General features: G+C 69.8%; 17 protein-coding genes and 1 pseudogene. 5 read left to right on the forward strand and 13 right to left on the reverse strand.

Annotation, left to right across the window (positions count from 1 at the left end; all coding sequences use genetic code 11):
- Positions 1–6: 6 nt before the first annotated feature.
- Complete coding sequence (locus LCL87_RS04140; protein WP_225016970.1) at positions 7–558, reverse strand: helix-turn-helix domain-containing protein; 552 nt, start codon at positions 556–558, stop codon at positions 7–9.
- Between the two features lie 239 nt (positions 559–797).
- Here LCL87_RS04140 and LCL87_RS04145 point away from each other — a divergent pair, with 239 nt between their 5' ends.
- Both LCL87_RS04145 and LCL87_RS04150 read left to right on the forward strand, forming a co-directional pair.
- Positions 798–2024 carry a cytochrome P450 gene (locus tag LCL87_RS04145; protein ID WP_225016972.1) on the forward strand — a complete coding sequence of 409 codons (1227 nt, stop codon included), beginning with the start codon at positions 798–800 and terminating at the stop codon, positions 2022–2024.
- 135 nt (positions 2025–2159) lie between these two features.
- A pseudogene (locus tag LCL87_RS04150) lies at positions 2160–3569 on the forward strand (FAD-dependent oxidoreductase); the annotation flags it as partial.
- On the opposite strand, the gene LCL87_RS04155 reads toward LCL87_RS04150, so the two are convergent.
- On the reverse strand, positions 3489–5441 hold the full coding sequence (locus LCL87_RS04155; protein ID WP_510850689.1) for an ABC transporter ATP-binding protein: 1953 nt from the start codon (positions 5439–5441) through the stop codon (positions 3489–3491). The pseudogene LCL87_RS04150 and the gene LCL87_RS04155 sit on opposite strands and share 81 nt — an antisense overlap.
- 88 nt (positions 5442–5529) lie before the next feature.
- On the opposite strand from LCL87_RS04155, the gene LCL87_RS04160 reads away from it, so the two are divergent.
- A complete protein-coding gene (locus LCL87_RS04160) occupies positions 5530–5961 on the forward strand; it encodes a MarR family transcriptional regulator (protein WP_225016976.1) in 432 nt (143 codons plus the stop codon).
- Positions 5962–6039: 78 nt separating this feature from the next.
- Here LCL87_RS04160 and LCL87_RS04165 read toward each other — a convergent pair whose 3' ends face one another.
- The 7 genes from LCL87_RS04165 to purD all read right to left on the reverse strand — a co-directional run bounded on the left by LCL87_RS04165 (position 6040) and on the right by purD (position 12944).
- Positions 6040–6786 (reverse strand): tetratricopeptide repeat protein, encoded by a 747-nt coding sequence (locus LCL87_RS04165; RefSeq protein ID WP_225016978.1) that lies wholly within the window; start codon positions 6784–6786, stop codon positions 6040–6042.
- Positions 6787–6908: 122 nt separating this feature from the next.
- Entirely contained in the window at positions 6909–7457 is a 549-nt protein-coding gene (locus LCL87_RS04170) for a GNAT family N-acetyltransferase (protein ID WP_225016980.1), read from the reverse strand.
- A gap of 95 nt (positions 7458–7552) precedes the next feature.
- Positions 7553–8257, reverse strand: a complete 705-nt coding sequence (locus LCL87_RS04175) for a dienelactone hydrolase family protein (RefSeq protein WP_225016983.1) — start codon at positions 8255–8257, stop codon at positions 7553–7555.
- The gene (gene purB, locus LCL87_RS04180) at positions 8254–9675 is read right to left on the reverse strand and encodes an adenylosuccinate lyase (RefSeq protein WP_225016985.1); all 1422 of its coding nucleotides are present in this window, start codon (positions 9673–9675) and stop codon (positions 8254–8256) included. Before purB ends, LCL87_RS04175 begins: the two co-directional genes overlap by 4 nt.
- Before the next feature lie 36 nt (positions 9676–9711).
- Entirely contained in the window at positions 9712–10332 is a 621-nt protein-coding gene (locus LCL87_RS04185) for a TetR family transcriptional regulator C-terminal domain-containing protein (RefSeq protein WP_225016992.1), read from the reverse strand.
- Positions 10333–10388: 56 nt separating this feature from the next.
- Positions 10389–11567, reverse strand: coding sequence for a pyridoxal phosphate-dependent aminotransferase (locus LCL87_RS04190; RefSeq protein ID WP_225016994.1), 1179 nt, complete (start codon positions 11565–11567; stop codon positions 10389–10391).
- Between the two features lie 123 nt (positions 11568–11690).
- The gene (gene purD / locus LCL87_RS04195; RefSeq protein ID WP_225016997.1) at positions 11691–12944 is read right to left on the reverse strand and encodes a phosphoribosylamine--glycine ligase; all 1254 of its coding nucleotides are present in this window, start codon (positions 12942–12944) and stop codon (positions 11691–11693) included.
- 145 nt (positions 12945–13089) lie between these two features.
- On the opposite strand from purD, the gene LCL87_RS04200 reads away from it, so the two are divergent.
- Together LCL87_RS04200 and LCL87_RS04205 are read left to right on the forward strand one after the other, a co-directional pair.
- Positions 13090–14193, forward strand: coding sequence for an agmatine deiminase family protein (locus tag LCL87_RS04200; RefSeq protein WP_225016999.1), 1104 nt, complete (start codon positions 13090–13092; stop codon positions 14191–14193).
- A 23-nt stretch (positions 14194–14216) separates the two neighbouring features.
- Positions 14217–14798, forward strand: a complete 582-nt coding sequence (locus tag LCL87_RS04205; protein ID WP_225017001.1) for a TetR/AcrR family transcriptional regulator — start codon at positions 14217–14219, stop codon at positions 14796–14798.
- 6 nt (positions 14799–14804) lie between these two features.
- Here the strand turns inward: LCL87_RS04205 and LCL87_RS04210 are convergent, their stop codons facing one another.
- The 4 genes from LCL87_RS04210 to LCL87_RS04225 all read right to left on the reverse strand — a co-directional run bounded on the left by LCL87_RS04210 (position 14805) and on the right by LCL87_RS04225 (position 19189).
- Complete coding sequence (locus LCL87_RS04210) at positions 14805–15047, reverse strand: DUF2630 family protein (protein WP_225017003.1); 243 nt, start codon at positions 15045–15047, stop codon at positions 14805–14807.
- A gap of 43 nt (positions 15048–15090) precedes the next feature.
- Positions 15091–17160, reverse strand: coding sequence for a glycosyltransferase family 39 protein (locus LCL87_RS04215; protein WP_225017005.1), 2070 nt, complete (start codon positions 17158–17160; stop codon positions 15091–15093).
- Positions 17157–18395: a bifunctional glycosyltransferase family 2/GtrA family protein gene (locus tag LCL87_RS04220; protein WP_225017006.1), complete on the reverse strand. Its 1239-nt coding sequence runs from the start codon at positions 18393–18395 to the stop codon at positions 17157–17159. The genes LCL87_RS04215 and LCL87_RS04220 overlap by 4 nt, the downstream gene beginning before the upstream one ends.
- Positions 18396–18526: 131 nt before the next feature.
- Positions 18527–19189 carry a YdcF family protein gene (locus tag LCL87_RS04225; RefSeq protein ID WP_225017009.1) on the reverse strand — a complete coding sequence of 221 codons (663 nt, stop codon included), beginning with the start codon at positions 19187–19189 and terminating at the stop codon, positions 18527–18529.
- Positions 19190–19287: the final 98 nt, after the last annotated feature.

The raw sequence follows: 19287 nt of genomic DNA on the forward strand, positions 1-19287 counted from the left end.
TCGATGTTATGTGGCGAACGCCGGGGCGACGAAGCGCCGCACCATGTGTCGTTCCGTGTCGTCGTCGGCGCCCGGCCACGCCAGCAATGTGAGGACCATCCGGACGATCCACTTCCCCGCCGCATCGTCGGCCGCGACACCCGTGAGCGTGGTCGCGAACCGTGCCAGGTCCGGGGAAGACGCGAGATAGCCATCGGCCACCCCGGTGCGGGTGTGCGCGAACCAGTACGAGAGCGTCGCGTTCGCCCGGACCGCCGCCACCGACGTCAGGATCGCCTCCACGATCCGGTCGGCGCCGTTCAGGTGCGCCACCGCGCGGGCCACGTCTTCCGCGACCGACGCTGCGGCCGCGGACACCACCGCCGAGACGATCGCGGGCTTGCCACCGACGTAGCGGTAGAGCGTCGCCCGCGAGCACCCCGCGCGCTCGGCGATGTCGAGCGCACCGACCTGATCGAACCCGCGCTCGAGGAACAGTTCCGTCGCAGCGGCGGTGATACGCGCGACCGCGAGTTCCCGTCGACTCCCACCGGCGAGCCAGTCGTCCGTGCGCGCCACGCCACCCTCCGATCACCGATGCCCAGTCGTCTCATTGTGAGACAGATAGTCAGATTCGTCTACAACACGAAACCGTCACCATCTGCAGCAACACCGCCGACCGAACAGGGCCTCGAGACACCCCGTTCACGCACGTCAAAAGTGTTTTCTCAGTTTACCGGCACCCCTTGACACCGGGTCGTCGCAGGCTGGACGGTGGCATCACCGCAACACGTTTCACCGCCGAAGGGACGGCATCCGTGACCGCGACGCCACTGGACGGCCTCGACATCTTCGACCCCGTCCACCTCGACGACCCGTACCGGCTGTACGCGACGCTGCGCGAGCACGACCCCGTGTACCGGGTCCCCGGGACCGAGTTCCACCTGGTGTCGTCGTGGGATCTGGTGACCGAGGCGCTGGGCCGTCCCGAGGACTTCTCGTCGAACCTCACCGGGGTGATGGTGCAGCAGGCCGACGGCCCGCCCGTGACGTTCGACATGGACGGCGGCGGTCGCGCGGTCCATGTGCTCGCCACCGCCGACGACCCCTCGCACGCCGTGCACCGCAAACTCGTTCTCGCGCAACTCGCCAAGCGGATCCGCACCCTCGGCCCGACGGTGCGGACGCTCATCGACGAACTCTGGGACGCGGAACTGCGCGCCGACGGCACCTTCGAGTGGGCGCGCGAGATGGCCGACGCACTGCCACTCGCTCTCGTCGCGAGCTTGATCGGGCTGCCGCAGAGCGACGTTCCGCAACTGCTGTCGTGGTCGTACGACAGCACCGAGATGCTCGGCGGGGTCGTGACCACGGACCGGCTCCCGACGTTGGTGTCCTCGGCGGCCGCGCTCACCGGCTATCTCTACACCGAATTCTCTGCCGCAAAGCAGGATCCGCAGACCGACCTGCTGAGCGTGCTGGCCCACGCCTGCAACGAGGGCAACCTCACCGACGACGTCGCCGTGCTCATCCTGGTGCAGTTGGTCGGCGCGGGCGGCGAGTCGACGGCCGGCCTGATCGCCAACGCGGCCCGGATCCTCGCGACGGATCCGGAACTGCAGGACCGGCTCCGGAACGACCCGCAGCTGATCGACGCCTTCCTCGACGAGGCGCTCCGGCTCGAGTCGCCGTTCCGCGGGCATCACCGGCACGTCGTCGCCGACACCACCCTCGGCGGCATCCCGCTGTCCGCCGGCAGCCACCTCCTGCTGCTGTGGGGCGCAGCGAACCGCGACCCGGCAGCATTCGCGGACCCGGACACCGTCCGTCTGGACCGACCGAACCTCAAGGGCCATCTGGCGTTCGGCAAGGGCATCCACTTCTGTGTCGGGTCGGCGCTGGCCCGGATGGAGGCGCTCGCGGCGCTGACGACTCTGCTCGAGCGGACCACGTCGTTCTCGATCGCCGACGACGGAGCCGAATGGGTGCCGAGCCTCATGGTGCGTCGTCACGCATCTCTGCCGCTGCGGATGACCCTTCGATAGCGCTACAGCCCAGGAGAATTGGAAACCCGTTTCGGCCCCGTTCCCGCTCACCGGAAAGGCACCTTCTCGGCCCGACATCGCGATCCTACTGTGACCGGCACCACAGTCATGTCAGTGTCACGACAGGAGAACCGGATGAGCGCACGCGTACCCGTCACCCCGATCGACGCCGCGGAGATAGCCGCCTACGACCACGAGACCGATGTACTGGTCATCGGTTACGGCTGCGCCGGCGCGTCGGCCGCACTCGAGGCGAACGCCGCGGGCGCCGAGGTGGTTCTGCTCGAGCGGCAGAGCGGTGGCGGCGGATCGTCGGCGCTGTCCGGCGGCGAGATGTACCTCGGCGGTGGCACCCCGATCCAGGAGGCGTGCGGCTTCACCGACACCGCCGAGGCGATGGAGAAGTTCCTCCTCGCCGCGCTCGGCCCGGACGCCGATCAGGAGAAGGTGGGCCTCTACAGCCGCGAGAGCGTCGCGCACTACCAGTGGCTCGTCGACCACGGTGTGCCGTTCAAGCCGTCGCTGTGGGATTCCCCCACCTGGGTGCCGCCCACCGACGACGGTCTGATGTGGATGGGCGAGAACTCCTATCCGTTCTACGAACTCGCCGAGCCGGCCCCGCGCGGGCACCGGGTCACCTCCGACGGTTTCGGCGGCAAGGTGCTCATGGCAGTGCTGAGCGAGGCGGTCGACAAGACCGACATCGCGATCCATGCCGACACCACCGCGCTGCGCCTGATCGTGGAGGAGGGCCGCGTCGTCGGCGTCGTCGCCCGGCACTTCAACGACACCGTCACCTACCGTGCCCGGCGCGGCGTGATCGTCACGACCGGGGGATTCGCCGACAACAAGGAGATGCTCGCGCAGCACGCGCCCCAATTGGTGGGTCTGGGCGTCAACAGCGACGGCGGTGACGACGGCCGCGGCATCGTGATGGCGCAGGCCGTCGGCGCGGCGGTCAAGCACATGTCCGCCGGTCAGGTGGGCATCTCGCTGGTGCCGGGAATGATGGTGCGCGGCATGATCGTCAACAGCGTCGGCCAGCGGTTCATCAACGAGGACGTCTACCCCGGCCTGGTGGGCCAGGCGGCACTGTTCAAGCACAACCTGAAGGTGTGGGTGATCCTCGACGAGCAGGCGTACGAGGAGGTTCCGGTCGACGAACGGTGGGGCGTGCAGCCGCATTTCGTCGCCGAGACGCTCGAGGAGCTCGAGCGCGAGATCGGCATGCCCGAGGGCGCACTGCAGAACACGGTCGGCGAGTACAACCGCTTCGCCGAGCACGGCGAGGATCCCTACTTCCGCAAGTCGGCGCGCTGGCTGCGTCCGCTGCAGTCGCCGTTCGCGGCCATCGACGTCCAGCGTGGCATGGCGCCGCCGGAGTACGGCGACGGCGGAACCGGCGGTGGCGGCGCCGAGGTGTTCACCATCGGTGGCCTGCGCACCACCGTCGACGGCCGGGTCCTAGACCTCGACGGGGACGCGATCCCCGGCCTCTTCGCTGCCGGACGCGCGACGTCGGGTCTGCACTCGTGGGGCTACATCAGCGGCACCTCGCTCGGTGACGGCACCTTCTTCGGCCGTCGGGCCGGCGTCGCGGCCTCGGGCGAGTAGCGACGCGTAGCGGCCGCCGAGCGCGCGCAACTCCTCGTGGGTGCCGCGCTCGGCGACCCGGCCGTGGTCGAGGACCGCGATCTGGTCGGCGTCCCGGATCGTCGAGAGCCGGTGCGCGATCGTGATCGTGGTCCGGCCGCGGCTGACGACGTCGAGCGCGGCCTGCACGGCCCGCTCGGTCTCGTTGTCGAGCGCACTGGTGGCCTCGTCGAGCACCAGGATCCGCGGGTCCCGCAACAGGGTTCGGGCGATCGCGATGCGCTGCTTCTCACCGCCGGAGAACCGGTGCCCGCGCGCGCCGACGACGGTGTCGTAGCCGTCGGGCAGCGACGAGATCAGCTCGTGCACCTGCGAGGCCTTCGCCGCGGCCTCTATCTCGGTGTCCGACGCCTCCGGCCGGGCGTGCCGCAGGTTCTCCCGAATCGTCGCGTGCAGCAGGTACGTCTCCTGCGAGACGACACCGACCAGTTCGGACAACTCCGCGAGCCGGATATCGCGCAGGTCCACGCCGTCGATCGTCACCGCACCCGACGTCGGATCGTGCAGGCGCGCGACGAGCGACGCCAGAGTGGTCTTGCCGGAACCGGTTTCGCCGACCAGCGCAAGCGACGAACCCGCCGGCACGTCGATCGTGACATCGGTGAGGGCGTCGCGGTCGGCATTCTCGTAGCGGAAGCCGACGCGCTCGAACCGCACCGCACCGTCGACCCTCTCCCGCGGCATCGGGACAGGCTTCTCCGGGTCGTCGATCTCCACCGGCAGGTCCAGGTACTGGAAGATCCGACTGAACAGCGCCAGCGAACTCGTCACGGACACACCGACGTCGAGCAGACCCATCAGCGGGCGGAACAACGTCGTCTGCAGTCCGGTGAACGCCACCAGGGTGCCGATCGTCATGCCGCCGGACGTCGCCGGCAGCCCCGCCGCGAGATACAGCAGCGCGGGGATCGCGGAGAAGATGATGCTCATCGTGGCCATCCGCCACCGCCCGGACAGCTGCGAGCGGACCTCGAGATCGACCAGGTGCGTCGACGTCTCGGAGAACCGCTCGGACAGTGCGGGCCCGGCGCCGAGCGTCTTGCCGAGTTGCACGCCACTGATCGACAGACTCTCCTCGATCTGAGTCTGCATGTCCGCCAGCGTCTTCTGCCGCTGCGCGGTGATCTCGCGCCGCATCAGCGCGACCCTGCGGGTGAGCCAGATGGCCGGCGGCAGCACGATCAGCGACAGCAGCGACAGCCGCCAGCTGAGCACCGCCATCGCGATCGCGGTACCGATCACCGTCGTCACGTTGGAGGCGATCGACGTCGCCGTGGACGTCACCACGGTCTGCATGCCGCCGATGTCGTTGGTGAGCCGCGACTGGATCTCGCCGCCGCGGGTACGGGTGAAGAACCCCAGCGACTGCCGCTGCAGGTGCGTGAACACCCGGGTGCGCAGGTTGTGCATGATCCGCTGCCCGACGGTCGTCGAGATCCACGTCTGCACCACCCCGAACACGGAACTGGCGACGGTGATCGCGAGCATCGCGACGACCGCCCACACCAGCAGGCTGACGTTCTGCTCCGGGATCGCGCGGTCGATGACCTCACGGACGAGGAACGGATTGGCCAACGAGATCGCCGACGACGCCACGATGAGCGCGACGACGACCGCGATCTGCCAGCGGTAGGGCGCAAACAGCGCGCCGATCCTACGCAGGCTGACGGGCGATTCCTCGAGCTGGGCACGGTCGGCGGGATCGACCTTGCGGGCACGCGTGGGACGACCACCGCCGGGTCCGCCGAATGGAGGGCTTGTCATTGCACCACCCCTCTCAGATGTCGGGGCAAGCCTTTACTGAGGTTGCCTCAACATGAGGTAGCTGTCAAGTGAGGTAGGCTCCGTCACCATGACGGACGTATCGGCCGAGCAGCTTCGCGACCTCGTGATGTCCACGTCGCGGGGGCTGCGCCGACGCTGGTTCTCGGCCCTCGAACCGTGGGGGTTGTCGCCGCACGAGTTCCGCGCGCTGCGCGTCATCGACCACGAGGCCGACGGCCGTCCCCGCCTCGGCGACGTCGCGAAGGCCCTGCGCATCGCGCCGCGCTCGGCCACCGAGGTCGTCGATCGGCTGCAGTCGCGTGACCTCGTCGAACGCGTCGCCGACGGCGCCGACCGCCGGGCGGTGTGCGTCCTGCTCACCGACGCCGGCCGCAAACTGCTCGACGAGATGTCCGCCGCCCGCGACGCCCAGGCCGCCGATTTCTTCGCCCCGCTCGACGCCCACGATCGCGCCGAGCTGAGCCGGATCCTCGACAAGCTGGCACCTGGTGACCACTGAGCCGTCCCGGCCATCCGAAACTGGAGTTCAGGGCATAAGGCGTCCCGATACCCTTCCGGCACCGCGCCGCATCCTGGTTCACCCCGAGTCGCGTGAACAAGTCCCACACTGCGGACAATGCTCGCAAGCCTGCACAAGATCGCCCAGTTCTGCCGCGATGTTGTCGAGTTGGTGCTCACAGCCCGCGACCGCGTAGTCGAGACCGAGGCGGGCATACACCTCCAGCGCCCGCCGGTAGTGCCGGCACGCCTGCACTAAATCACCCAAGCCTCTCACCACGTAGCCAAGGTTGTACTCGCAGTCGGCGGCCTCGCGATCGAGACCGAGACCGGCGAACACCCCCAACGCCCGCCTATAGCAGTCACACGCCTGCACGAAATCACCCAGGCGTGCCGCGACGTTGCCGAGGTTCAACTCACAGGAGGCGGCCTCACGATCGAGACCGAGACGGGTGAACACCTCCAGCGCCCGCTGGTGGTGCTCACACGCCTGCACGAAATCGCCCAGTTCTGCCGCGACGTTGCCGAGGTTCTGCTCGCAGCCGGCGGCCTCGTCGTCGAGACCGAGACGGGCATATACCCCCAGCGCCCGCCAATAGTGCTCACACGCCTCCGCGAAATCACCCAGGTCTACCGCGACGTTGCCGAGGTTCCGCTCACAGAGGGCAGCCTCGCGATCGAGACCGAGGCGGGTGTAGAGAGCGTGTGCTTTAACGAAAACCGCGACTGCCTGGTCGTATCGACGGCGCTGATGGTGCTCGTTGCCGGCGGCGAACAGGGTATCGGCATCGGTTTCGGTGCCTCCAGCATCAATCGGGGTGTCCATCGAGCGCTCCTGTCGGGGTAGTCGATGGTGGTGGTCTATCACAGGGGCAGGCTGTGGGGCGGGATCAGGCCGATCTCCGTGTGGGTGCCCGCGTGGGTGCGGAAGAATGGCCTACCGGGTGGCTACTTGCCGCCGACAGAGGCGAACTCGTCCGGGGAGAACGTGAAGACGAAGTAGTCCCGGCCGTCGAAGACGAAGGTCGCCGCCTCGTCCATCCCGTAGTGCCGATGCACGGCAAGCGACTTCGCGTTCGCGGCCTCGACGAAGGCCACTCCGAGGTCGAACCGATCCCGCAGCGCCCGGCTCAGTGTGGCCAGCAGCAAGGTCAGTACGCCCCGCCCCTGGAAGCGCGGGTCCACGGCCGCCGGCCCGTACAGGAACAAGCGGCCGTGTCCCTCCCCCACCGCGTCGACCGCCAACCGCGGAGGACCCGACGCCACCGCACCGGGCTCGGACGTCATCGCGAATCCGGCGAGGTCACCTTCATCCTCCGCGACGAAGACGCCGGTGCCCGCCTCGAACCGCGCGAGGACGTCCACGTCCATGCTTCCCTGCACGAAGCCGCGCTCTGCTCGTTCCTCGGCGGACAGGCCGTCGCCGCGCGATGCCGCCATCAGCGCGAGGATCGCCTCGCGGTCCTGCGGTCCGGAGCGGCGCACGGTGATCGTCATACCCCGATTATCCGACGCCCCCGGAGACGCCGAACGGGAATCCACTGCACACTCTCGATCCGAAAGCGTGCCGTGGATTCCCGTTGGAGGCCGAACTACTGGGCCAGCGTCGCCTTCGCGAAGGCCAGCGCCTGCGGCCAGGAGATCTCCCAGGCCACCTTGTTCACCGGATCGTCGTGGCGCGCACGGGCACTGAAGCCGTGCGCGGCACCGGGGTAGGCGTGCACGATGGTCGCGCCGGCCTCGCGGGACTGCAGCGCAGCCTGCAGGGCCTGGAAGCTCCCGGTCGACAGGATGGTGTCGGCACCGGCGTGCAGCACCATCACCGGGGCCGCGATCGACGGGGCCAGCGCGATCGCGTCGAGATCGTGGTTCGCGGCGGCCGGATCCCAGATCGACGGATGGTACGCAACGACATTCGCGAGATCGGCGTCGCGCGCGCCGAGCAGCAGCGCGAACCGCCCGCCCAGGCACCAGCCGATCACGCCGACGCGCCGGGCACCGAGTTCACCGCGCGCGTAGTCGAGCAACGCGGACATCTCGGCCAGGCACGTCTCGTCGTCGAGTTCGCCCATGAGCTCGAACAGACGCTCCTTGGCGGTGTCGTCGAGGCTCGGTCCGTGCCACGGATCCCACACCAGGGCGGTGGCCCCGGATGCGGCGACGTCGTCGGCGTACTCCCGAACCTGCGCGTCGATGCCGTTGATCATCGGCAGCAGCAGCATGACGGTGTCGCTGCCGCCCTCGGGCTGCGCGAGGTACGCGGTCAGGTCACCGACCGTGATGGAACCTGCTGTCACAGAATCGAACCCGGGGTGTAGCGGGCGGCGTCGGGGTTGGCGTCGACGAGCTTCTGCACCTCGGCGACCACCGAGTCGACCTGCGCGCCGGCGGCACCGACGAACGCGGAACGGTCGGCCAGCGCCTCGTCGAGCGCGGCGCGATCGAGCGGCAGTCGGTCGTCGGCGGCCAGACGATCGAGCAGGTCGGGCTCCTTGCCCTCCTCGCGCATCGCGAGCGCGACGGCGACGGCGTGCTCCTTGATGGCCTCGTGCGCGGTCTCGCGTCCGACACCCGCGCGCACCGCGGCCATGAGGACCTTGGTGGTGGCGAGGAACGGCAGGTAGCGGGTCAGCTCGTTCTCGATGACGGCCGGGTAGGCGCCGAACTCGGCGAGCACCGTCAGGAACGTCTCCATCTGGCCGTCGATCGCGAAGAACGCGTCGGGCAGCGCCACGCGGCGGACCACGGAGCAGAACACGTCGCCCTCGTTCCACTGCGCACCGGCCAGCTCCGAGGCCATCGACGCGTAGCCGCGCAGCACCACCTGCAGGCCGTTGACGCGCTCGCACGAGCGGGTGTTCATCTTGTGCGGCATCGCCGACGAGCCCACCTGGCCGGGCTGGAAGCCCTCGGTGACCAGCTCGTGGCCGGCCATCAAGCGGATGGTGTGTGCCATCGACGACGACGCTGCACCCACCTGGACCAGCGCGGACAGCACGTCGTGGTCGAGCGAGCGCGGGTACACCTGGCCGACGCTGGTGAACACGTGCGCGAAGCCGAGGTGCTCGGCGACCTTGGCCTCGAGCTGCTCGAGCTTGGCGGCGTCACCGTCGAGCAGGTCGAGCATGTCCTGCGCGGTGCCCATGGGGCCCTTGATGCCGCGCAGCGGGTAGCGGTCGATGAGCTCGCGGACGCGGGTGAGCCCGACCAGCATCTCGTCGGCGGCGGACGCGAAGCGCTTGCCGAGCGTGGTGGCCTGCGCGGCGACGTTGTGGGAGCGGCCGGCCATCACGATGCCGGTGTACTCGGCGGCGCGCTCGGCCAGGCGGGCGGCGATCGCGATGCCGTGGTCGTAGACGTGCTCGAGCGAGCGCAGCACCTGCAGCTGCTCGACGTTCTCGGTGAGGTCGCGGCTGGTCATGCCCTTGTGGACGTGCTCGTGGCCGGCGAGGGCGTTGAACTCCTCGATGCGGGCCTTCACGTCGTGGCGGGTGACGCGCTCACGATCGGCGATCGAGTCGAGGTCCACCTGGTGCAGCACGCGCGCGTAGTCGGCGACGGCCTCCTGCGGGACGTCGATGCCCAGCTCGGCCTGAGCCTGCAGCACCGCCAACCACAGCTGGCGCTCGAGCACGATCTTGTGCTCCGGCGACCACAGCTCCTTCAGAGCGGGGCTGGCGTAACGGTTGGCAAGGACGTTCGGGATGCGGCTCACGAGACCTCAGTCTAATGGCGCACCCGAACGCCCTCGTCAGCGCGTGCTGGGCGGCGCGAAGTCGTCGATCAGGTCCGACAGCATCGCCCGCGCCATCCCCCGCGGATCGGGGTCGACCTCGCTGAGCGCCCCCACCACCACCCCGTCGACGACGGCCACCAGCCGGCGCAGTTGCGGCTCGCGGACCTCGCGGCCGGACCGGCGCAGCACCTCGGTGAGCAGGTCGTCGACCTGGGCTCGCAGCCGCAGCTGCACCTCGCGCAGTTCGGGGTGCCGGGCGGACGCGACGAACCGTTCGTACCGCGCGATCAGCCGCTCCCGGGAGCCGTCGCCCGCGTCAGTGCTGTCTTCGGGGCCCACCAGCAGGTCCACGATCAGGTCGACCGTCGCCTCGACGCCCCGTCGGCGCTGGGTGACCTCGTCGATGCGCGCCCGCATCGCGTCCAGTTCCCGATTGCCGTTGTGCTCGACGGCCAGCGCGATCAGCTCGTCGAGCGACCCGAAGTAGTACGTGGTCGACGCGAGCGGAAGCCCGGCGCGCGACGCGACGGCACGATGCCGGACGGCGTCGAATCCGCCCTCGAGCAGGAGGTCCGCCGCCGCGGTGACGAGCGACTGCCGACGCCTCTCGCCTTTGGGCGTGGCGGCAGAGGTCATCCCCTCATCGTGCCAGTCGGCCACCGTCTACTGGGCGGATTGACGGAACACCGCGGCTATCGCGGCTCGGGCAGCCACCGTTCGAGCCGGACCAGCGCATCCCGGATCTCCGCGGTGGCCCCGGCGAACGACATCCGCACGGTGTGGTCGCCGTGCGCGGTGTCGAAGTCGATGCCCGGCGCGAGCGCGAGCCCGGTGTCGGCGAGCAACCGCGCACACCACGACGTCGAGTCGTCGGTGAGGTGCGCGATGTCGGCGTACACGTAGAACGCGCCGTCGGCGGGCGCGAGTTCGGTGAGACCCAGTTTCGGCAGGCCGGTGAGCAGCAGTTCCCGGTTGGCCGCGTACCGCTGGACGTGGCCGTCCAGCTCGGCGCGGGACTCGTCGCAGAACGCCGCGACGGCCGCGTACTGCGAGATCGCCGGCGGGCACACCGTCATGTTCGACGCGAGCCGCTGCAGCGCGCGGCGCAGGTGCTCGGGCACCAGCATCCAGCCCAGCCGCCACCCGGTCATCGAGAAGTACTTCGACACCGAGCCGATCACGACCGCCTCGCGCGAGGTCTCCCACGCCGACGCGGTCGGCTGGCCCCCGGCAAGCTCACCCGAGAACTCGATGCCGTGATAGATCTCGTCCGAGATCAGCAGCGTGTCGTGCTCCTCGCACCAGCGGGCCAGCGCGGCCAGTTCGGCCGGATCGATGACGGTGCCGGTCGGGTTGGCGGGGCTCGCGACGATGAGGCCCGCGGGCGGGGTGTCCATCTCCTCGAGCATCGCGACGGTCGGCTGGAACCGGGTCTCGGGTCCGCAGTCGATCTCGATGACGTTGCAGCCCAGCGCCGTCAGCGTGTTCCGGTACGCGGGGTAGCCGGGGCGTGCGACCACGACGGTGTCACCGGCGTCGAACGCGGCGAGGAACAGCAGCGTGAACGCGCCCGACGAACCGGTGGTCACGACCACCTCGTCGGGGTGGACGGCGTAGCCGGAGCGGCCGTGGTGGTAGTCGGCGATGGCCTGGCGCAGCGGCTCGATCCCGAACGTCTCGGTGTAGCCGAGCAAGTGGTTGTCCAGCGATTCGCGGGCCGCGCGCAGCACCGGCTGCGGTGCGGGCGTCGACGGCTGCCCGGCCGCGAGGGACAGCACGTCACCGTGCGTGCGCTGCCGCTCGTTGGCGGCCTTCCACACGTCCATGACGTGGAAGGCCGGGATGGTCGATCGCTGGGAGTCGGTACGCACGTCTTCGACGTTAGCGCGCAGAACAGTGGCGCCCGAATCCGGTGCCGGACCGTTGCCTCTCCGGAAACGGCGACGCCGCGCCCCCGATCGGGAGCGCGGCGTCGCGAAGAGTGGAGGGGCAGGTCAGATGGAGATCCGGCCCTCGACCGCGGCCAGGCCGATGTCGCTGCGGAAGTGTCCGCCCGGCAGCTTCACCTCGGCCAGACGCGCGTACGCGTCCTCGCGGGCCTCGGTGAGGTCGGCGCCGACACCGACCACGCTCAGCACGCGGCCGCCGGCGGAGACGATGGTCCCGTCCTCGCGGGCCGCGGTACCGGCGTGCAGGACGCCGTCGGCCTCGGAACCGGTGATGACGTCACCGGAGCGCGGGGTGGCCGGGTAGTTCTCGGCGGCCAGGACGACGGTGACCGCCGAGCCGTCGCGCCACTGCAGCGGCGGGATCGACGCGAGGGTGCCGGTCGCGGCGGCGTTCAGCACCTCACCGAGCGGGGACTCGAGCAGCGCCAGGACGGCCTGCGTCTCCGGGTCGCCGAAGCGGCAGTTGAACTCGACGACGGCCGGGCCGTTCTTGCCCATCGCCAGGCCGGCGTACAGCAGACCGGTGAACGGGCAACCGCGCTTGGCCATCTCGACCGCGACGGGCTTGACGACGTCGTCGACGATCTGGGTGACGGCGTCGGCCGGCAGCCACGGCAGCGGCGTGTAGGCGCCCATGCCACCGGTGTTGGGGCCGGTGTCGCCGTCGCCGACGCGCTTGTGGTCCTGCGCGGGCAGCAGCGGGACCACGGTCTCGCCGTCGACCAGGCAGAACAGGGACACCTCGGGGCCGTCGAGGAACGATTCGAGCAGCACGGGGTGCCCGATCTCGAGGCACTCGGCGGCGTGGTCGCGCGCGGCGCTGCGGTCGGTGGTGACGACGACGCCCTTGCCGGCGGCCAGTCCGTCGTCCTTGACGACCCAGTTGGGGCCGAAGCGATCGAGGGCGGCGTCGAGGTCGGCCGGGTTGTCGACGACCTCGCTGTGCGCGGTGCGGACACCGGCGGCGGCCATGACGTCCTTCGCGAACGCCTTGGAGCCCTCGATTCGGGCGGCTTCGGCGGACGGGCCGAAGCACGCGATGCCCGCGGCGCGGACGGCGTCGGCGACACCGAGCACCAGCGGCACCTCGGGGCCGATGACGACCAGGTCGGCGGCCTGCGACTTCGCCAGCGCGACGACGGCGTCACCGGACGCGACGTCGACCGCGTGGGTCTCGGCGATGCGGGCGATGCCGGCATTGCCGGGGGCACACATCAGCTTGTCGACGCCCGGGTCACGGGCGAGGGCCAACAGGAGGGCATGTTCACGGGCTCCGGAGCCGATCACGAGTACGCGCACGGGTGTCAGCCTACGGCCCGCCGACAACGCCCACGACCACCCACCTGCCCGTCCGGTCCGGCTCCACTTTGACTGAAAATTCAGTCAGGAATACGCTCGGCCGTGACAGCGCCACCGGACACCTCACGACACGGAGAAGACCCCGATGCGCAGACGCGAGTTCATCAAGGCCGGCCTGACGGTGACCGGCGGGCTCCTGCTGGCCGGCTGTGCCTCCGAAGACGACGCCGGCACCGACGATCGACAGTGGCGAATGCCCGACGAGGGTGCGCCCCACGCACGGACCTGGATGGCCTTCGGAGCGAGCGAGGCTGTCTGGGGTGCCGCGCTGCTTCCCGAGGTTCGCCGGAACCTGGCGACCATCGCGCAGACGATCGCCCGATTCGAGCCGGTGTCGATGCTGGTGCGCCCCGACGAGATGGCGCTCGCGCGAGACCTCGTCGGCCCGACGGTCGAACTGATCGAGGCGCCGCTCGACGACCTCTGGATGCGGGACACGGGGCCCGTCTTCGTGCTCGGCGACGGCACCATGGCCGGGATCGACTTCAACTTCAACGGGTGGGGCGAGAAGCAGGACTTCGACCACGACGCCGACGTCGCGTCGTTCGTCGCTACCCGGGCCGGGGTCGAGACACTGCACACCGATCTGGTCCTCGAGGGCGGCGCGATCGAGGTCGACGGCGACGGCACCGCGATCGTCACCGAGAGCTGCGTGCTCAACGCCAACCGCAATCCGGGCTGGTCGAAGGCAGACGTCGAGGCGGAGCTGGCCTACCTGCTCGGCCTCGAGAAGATCATCTGGCTCCCGGGTATCGCGGGAATGGACATCACAGACGGCCACACCGACTTCTACGCCCGCTTCGCGCGCCCCGGCGTGGTGGTCGCGGGGTTCGAGCCGGATCCCGAGTCGTTCGACCACGACGTCACCGCCCGACACCTCGAGATTCTCGAACAGGCGACCGACGCGAAGGGCCGGCCGCTCGAGGTCGTCGTCCTGAACGCACCCGATTCGGTGCGTCCGGAGTTCGAATCGGACGACTTCGCGGCCGGATACATCAACTTCTACGTCTGCAACGGCGCGGTGATCGGCCCGGAATTCGGCGACCCCGTGGCCGATCGGGCGGCCCGGGACACGATGGGACGGCTGTTCCCCGATCGCGAGGTCGTCCAGTTGAACATCGACGGCATCGCCGCCGGCGGCGGCGGAATCCACTGCACCACTCAGCAAGAGCCCGCACACCAGCGATGACACCCACTCGTACAGGAGGATCCGTGTCCGACCGCCGAAACCGGATTCTGGATGCCGCCGTTCGCGTGATCGCGCGGACCGGCGTGCGGGGGCTGCGGATCGAGACACTCGCGGCCGAGGCCGGTGTGTCCCCGGCCCTCATCTACTACCACTTCCAGGATCGGGCCGGCGTCCTCCGCTGCGCCCTCGAACACGTCGATCTCGGTGCCGAGCGGTACACCGAGGAAGCGTTCGACGCGGACGATCCACGGACACAGCTCGAGCAGATGCTTCTGCTCGAGATCCGGGACACTCCCCCGGTCCGGGAGAACAGCGTCGCGTGGAACGAACTGCGGGCGAGCGCCGTGTTCGCCGATGATCTGCGCGCGTCACTGCAGGAGACCACGCAGCGGTGGTCCGGCGAACTCGCGGAGCTCATCACGAGGGCACAGGACGCGGGCCTCGCGACTCCGGAGACCGATCCCGCCGACGCCGCGGAACGACTCACCGCGCTGGTCGAGGGTCTGAGCAGTCGCTGGCTCAGCGGATCCGTCACCCTCGACCGCGCTCGCGAACTCCTGGCCGGGGCGATCGCCGTGGAACTCGGGCCGGCCGCCGCGACCTGACTCGGGCTACTGCTTGTAGGACTCCACCTCGTCGACGGGTCGGGGCGTCGCCGCATCGGCGTCCTCCCCGAACTCCTCCCGCGCGCGTCGTTGCCGCAGCAGATCCCAGCACTGGTCGAGGCGTTCCTCGACCAGTGTGAGCCGGGCCCGGTCCTCGTCACCGAGGCCGTCGCCCGCCGCTCGAGCACGGAGTTCCTTCTCTTCGCGAACCAGTTCGTCGATGTGTGCGATGACGTCGTGATCGGTCATGATGCCTCCCTTCTTGGAGGGTAGGCCGGTCGACCGAGGCCCGTCACCGTTCCGCGGTGAGGTCGTAGACGGTGACCCCGTCGACGGTGGTCGACGTGAAGTTGGCCTGGACCCATTCGGAGATCTGCGACGCGGTGCCCTCGCCGCCGCGGCCGCCGCCCATCCCACCGGCGACGAAATAGTGGACCTTCCCGTCCGCGACGTACTGCTGGAACTGTTCGAGCGTCGGCGACGGGTCGCTGCCGTTGAATCCGCCGATCGGCATCACCGGGCGTTCGGTCGCCAGCTGGTAGCCCGACGCACTGTTGGATCCGATCGCCGCGGCCACCCAGGTGTAGTCGTCCGCGCGCTCGCGCAGCAGGGCGGTGAGTTCGTCGCCAGGTTTGCTGGCGTCCAGCAGGCCGCCGCCCGCGCCGCCACCGAAGCCGCCGGGCATGCCACCGAGAGTGCCTGGCGCCTCGAACGCGCCGGCTCCGGTTCCGCGGCCACCCGGCATCGGCATCCCATCGGCCATGGGCATGCCGCCAGGACGTTCCCCAGCGCCGCGCATGCCGCCCGGCCCGCCGCGACCCATCTCGCCCTCGACGCGCGGGCCGGCCGACGGGATCGACCCGGAATGGCCGGTGCCGATCGTGTTCACCGCGTAGGCAACCGGGCCGGCGAGTCCGGTGAAGAGAGCCGCCACGATCACGACGACGGCGGCACGCGCCCGCAGGACCGCGGGCACCAGCATCGCGACAGCCGCGAGAGCCCCCACGACGACCACCACCCAACGCAGCCACGGCACGAAATCCGGGCTGCGCCCCAACAGGATCCACGCGGTCGCAGCGGTCGCCACGATCGTGACGGCGGCGACGATCCGGACCCACAACAGGTCACGACGCCGCCACAGCGTCACCGCGCCCGCGCCGACGAGAGCCGCGACCGCGGGCGCCAGCGCGACCGTGTAGTACGCGTGGAAGATGCCCGCCATGAAACTGAACACCAGGCCGGTGACGAGCAGCCACGAACCGAACGCGATGAGCGAGGCACGCCGCACGTCGGTGCGGGCGGCGCGACCGCACAGCACGATTCCCGCGACCAGCAGGATCAACGCGGCCGGCAGCAGCCATGCGATCTGGCCGCCCTGCGCGGGCTCGAACAGTCGGGTGATGCCGGTACTCCCCCACATGCCGCCACCGGGCATTCCGTCGCCGCCGGGGAAGCCGCCCGGCGCACCCGCGGGCATCGCGTCCGCAGCAGACCCGCCCCGCATGCCGCCACCGCCGACACTGCCCCGCTCGTTGCCGTTCAACCGGCCGAACCCGTTGTAGCCCAGCGTCAGTTCCAGGATGGAGTTGTCCTGCGAGCCGCCGATCCACGGCCGCGAGCCGGCCGGCCACAGTTCGACCGTCAGCAACCACCAGCCGGCGGAGACGATCAGCCCGCCGAGGGCCGCGAACAACTGGAGGATCCGCTTGCCGAGCTTCGGCGGCCCGGCGATCAGGTACGTCAGCGCCAGCGGCGGCACCACGAGCATCACCTGCAGCTGCTTGGTGAGGAAGCCGAACCCGACGAACACCCCGGTCAGCACCAACCACCGGGTGCGGCCGTCCTCGACACCACGCAGCGTCGCCCACACGGCCGCGATCATCAGCAGCACCAGCAGCGCATCGGGGTTGTTGAACCGGAACATCAACACGGCCACCGGCGTCAGCGCCAGCACCAGTCCTGCCAACAGCCCGGCCGCGGCGCCGAAGTACCGGCGCACGGTCGCCCACAACAGCGCCACCGACGCCACGCCGATCAGCAGCTGCGGGACCAGGATGCTCCACGAGTTCAGCCCGAACGCCCGGACCGACAGCTCCATCACCCACAGCGACGCCGGCGGCTTGTCGACGGTGATCGAGTTCGCCGCATCCGACGAGCCGAAGAAGAACGCCTTCCACGACACCGATCCCGCCTGCACCGCCGCCGAGTAGAACGAGTTGGCCCAGCCGGAGGCACTCAGGTTCCACAGGTAGGCGAGGGCCGTGCCGACGAGCAACGCCGCCAGCGCCCAGTACTCGCGGGTGCGCTTCGGTGCGGCGGCCGGTTGCGGTGCCGCCACCGGTCGATCGATCGTGACGCTCATCGGGTGACTCCTTCCGCGGCACCGTGCCGGAACACCCAGCGCAGGCCGATGAAACGGGTAAGCGTGGCAACGAGATTCGCGGCCACAAGGACCGCGAGTTCGAGATGCGGCGAGGCACCCGGCGCGAACCGGTGCAGGACGGCCAGCGAACCGCTGGTGATGGCGAGGCCGAATCCGAACACGACCAGACCCTGCATCTGGTGCCGCGCGGCACCGCGGCGCCCGCGGACCCCGAATGTGAAGACCCGATTGGCCGCGGTGTTCGCCACCGCCGTGATCAGCAGCGCGAGGGCGTTGGCCCACTGTGCCCCGACGGCCCCCTGGAACGCGAGATACAGCAGGGCGTAGGCCGCGGTGCTGGCGACCCCGACGATCGCGAAGCGCACCAGTTGACCCAGCATCGCCGGCGACGACCCCCGCGTGAGCTCGCCCCGGCCGAGGCTGTCCCGCAGCGCCGCGAGCGGCAGCGCGCCGGTCACCAGCGCGCGCCCCACCCGCACGACACCACGCAGGTCCGCGAGCGCGGTCGCGACGATGTCGACGCGGCTGTCGGGGTCGTCGACCCAGTCGACGGGCACCTCGTGGATGCGCAGGCCGGCTCGCTCGGCCAGCACCAGCAGTTCGGTGTCGAAGAACCAATCGCCGTCCTCGACGAGCGGCAGCAGAGCGTGGGCCACGTCGGCGCGCACCGCCTTGAACCCGCACTGCGCGTCCGAGAACCGGGCATGCAGCGCGCTCTTCAAGATCAGGTTGTAGCTGCGGGAGATGAATTCGCGCTTCGGTCCGCGCACCACCCGCGACGACCGGGCCAGCCGGGAGCCGATCGCGACGTCCGAGTGCCCCGACAGCAGCGGGGCGACGAGCGGCATCAGCGCGTCCAGTCCGGTGGATAGGTCCACGTCCATGTAGACCAGGACCCGAGCGTCGGATCGACCCCACGCCGCGCGCAGCGCACGCCCGCGCCCCTTCTCGTCGAGATGGAGCACCCGGACGTCGGGGAACTCGTCGGCCAGTGCCCGCGCGATCTCGAGCGTGCGATCGCTACTGGCGTTGTCCGCGATGGTGATTCGGGCGGTATACGGCACTTCGGCAACGAGATAGCCGCGCAGTCGCCGCACGCACCCGTCGAGCGCCGCCTGCTCGTTGTACACGGGCACGACGATGTCGAGTGCGGGCGCCGCGGTGATCACCTCGGACCGCTGCGCACCCACCGAGAGCCGGGATTCGGTCGTCATGTCCCTCAGCGTGGGGAGCGCGCCTGCGGCCGGGCTGCAACGGAGCTGTGAGCTTCCTGGCAACTCGCCGCCCGAACACCTCAGATGTCCGCAAGATTACGAATAACAGTACATACGAACTCTTTCGGACATCAGAACGGTGCGACCACGCCCGCGATCGGGATGCGTCCCGCCACCGCGACGCGGAAATCGACCATCGCCCGCTGCAGGTGATCGGGACTGGTCACGACCACGGCACCACTCGCACCACGGTCCGCGAGGATCCGACTCGTGTTCGCGGCGTTCTCGACGGTCGACCGTGACGCGCCCTCCTCGGTGATCCGGAACGCCGGGATTCCGTTCGCGACGAGCCACTGCCGCATCGCCTGCGCCTCGGTGACACCGGACTGCGGGACACCACCCGTCACGATGATCGGGGACAGCGGAAACCGTTGCGCCAGTGCGAGTGCAGCCTGCAATCGGGACACCAGCAGCGGGCGCATCGTCCCGTCGGCGTACAGGCCGGCGCCGAGCACCACGATGTTGGTGGTGAGCGGACTGAACGCCAACATCACGGGAACCTGGGTCGTGAGGGTCTCCATTCGGGTGCACGCGACGATGCGGTCCCGATCGGGACTCTGGCATCCGCCCGCGACGGACAGCGCCCCGTTGACCAGCGTTGTCACCGACAGGGCGTCGACGACGTCGAGCGACGACTCGGCGGCGGCCTGGCCGGGTAGTGCGATCGCGGCGGCCGCCGCGGCGATCACGGCGGGAACGATGAGGCGACGGGGACGTAACGAACGTGGCGACATAGCACTCCTCGGTATCGGATCCCCCGACCGAACGTGGAAGTCGCGTATCAGTGTGACCCGCATCACGAGATCGCATGAGCCGTTCCGTGATAGTTCGC

Source organism: Prescottella equi, assembly GCF_020171745.1.
In the GTDB taxonomy this organism is placed as follows: domain Bacteria; phylum Actinomycetota; class Actinomycetes; order Mycobacteriales; family Mycobacteriaceae; genus Prescottella; species Prescottella equi_A.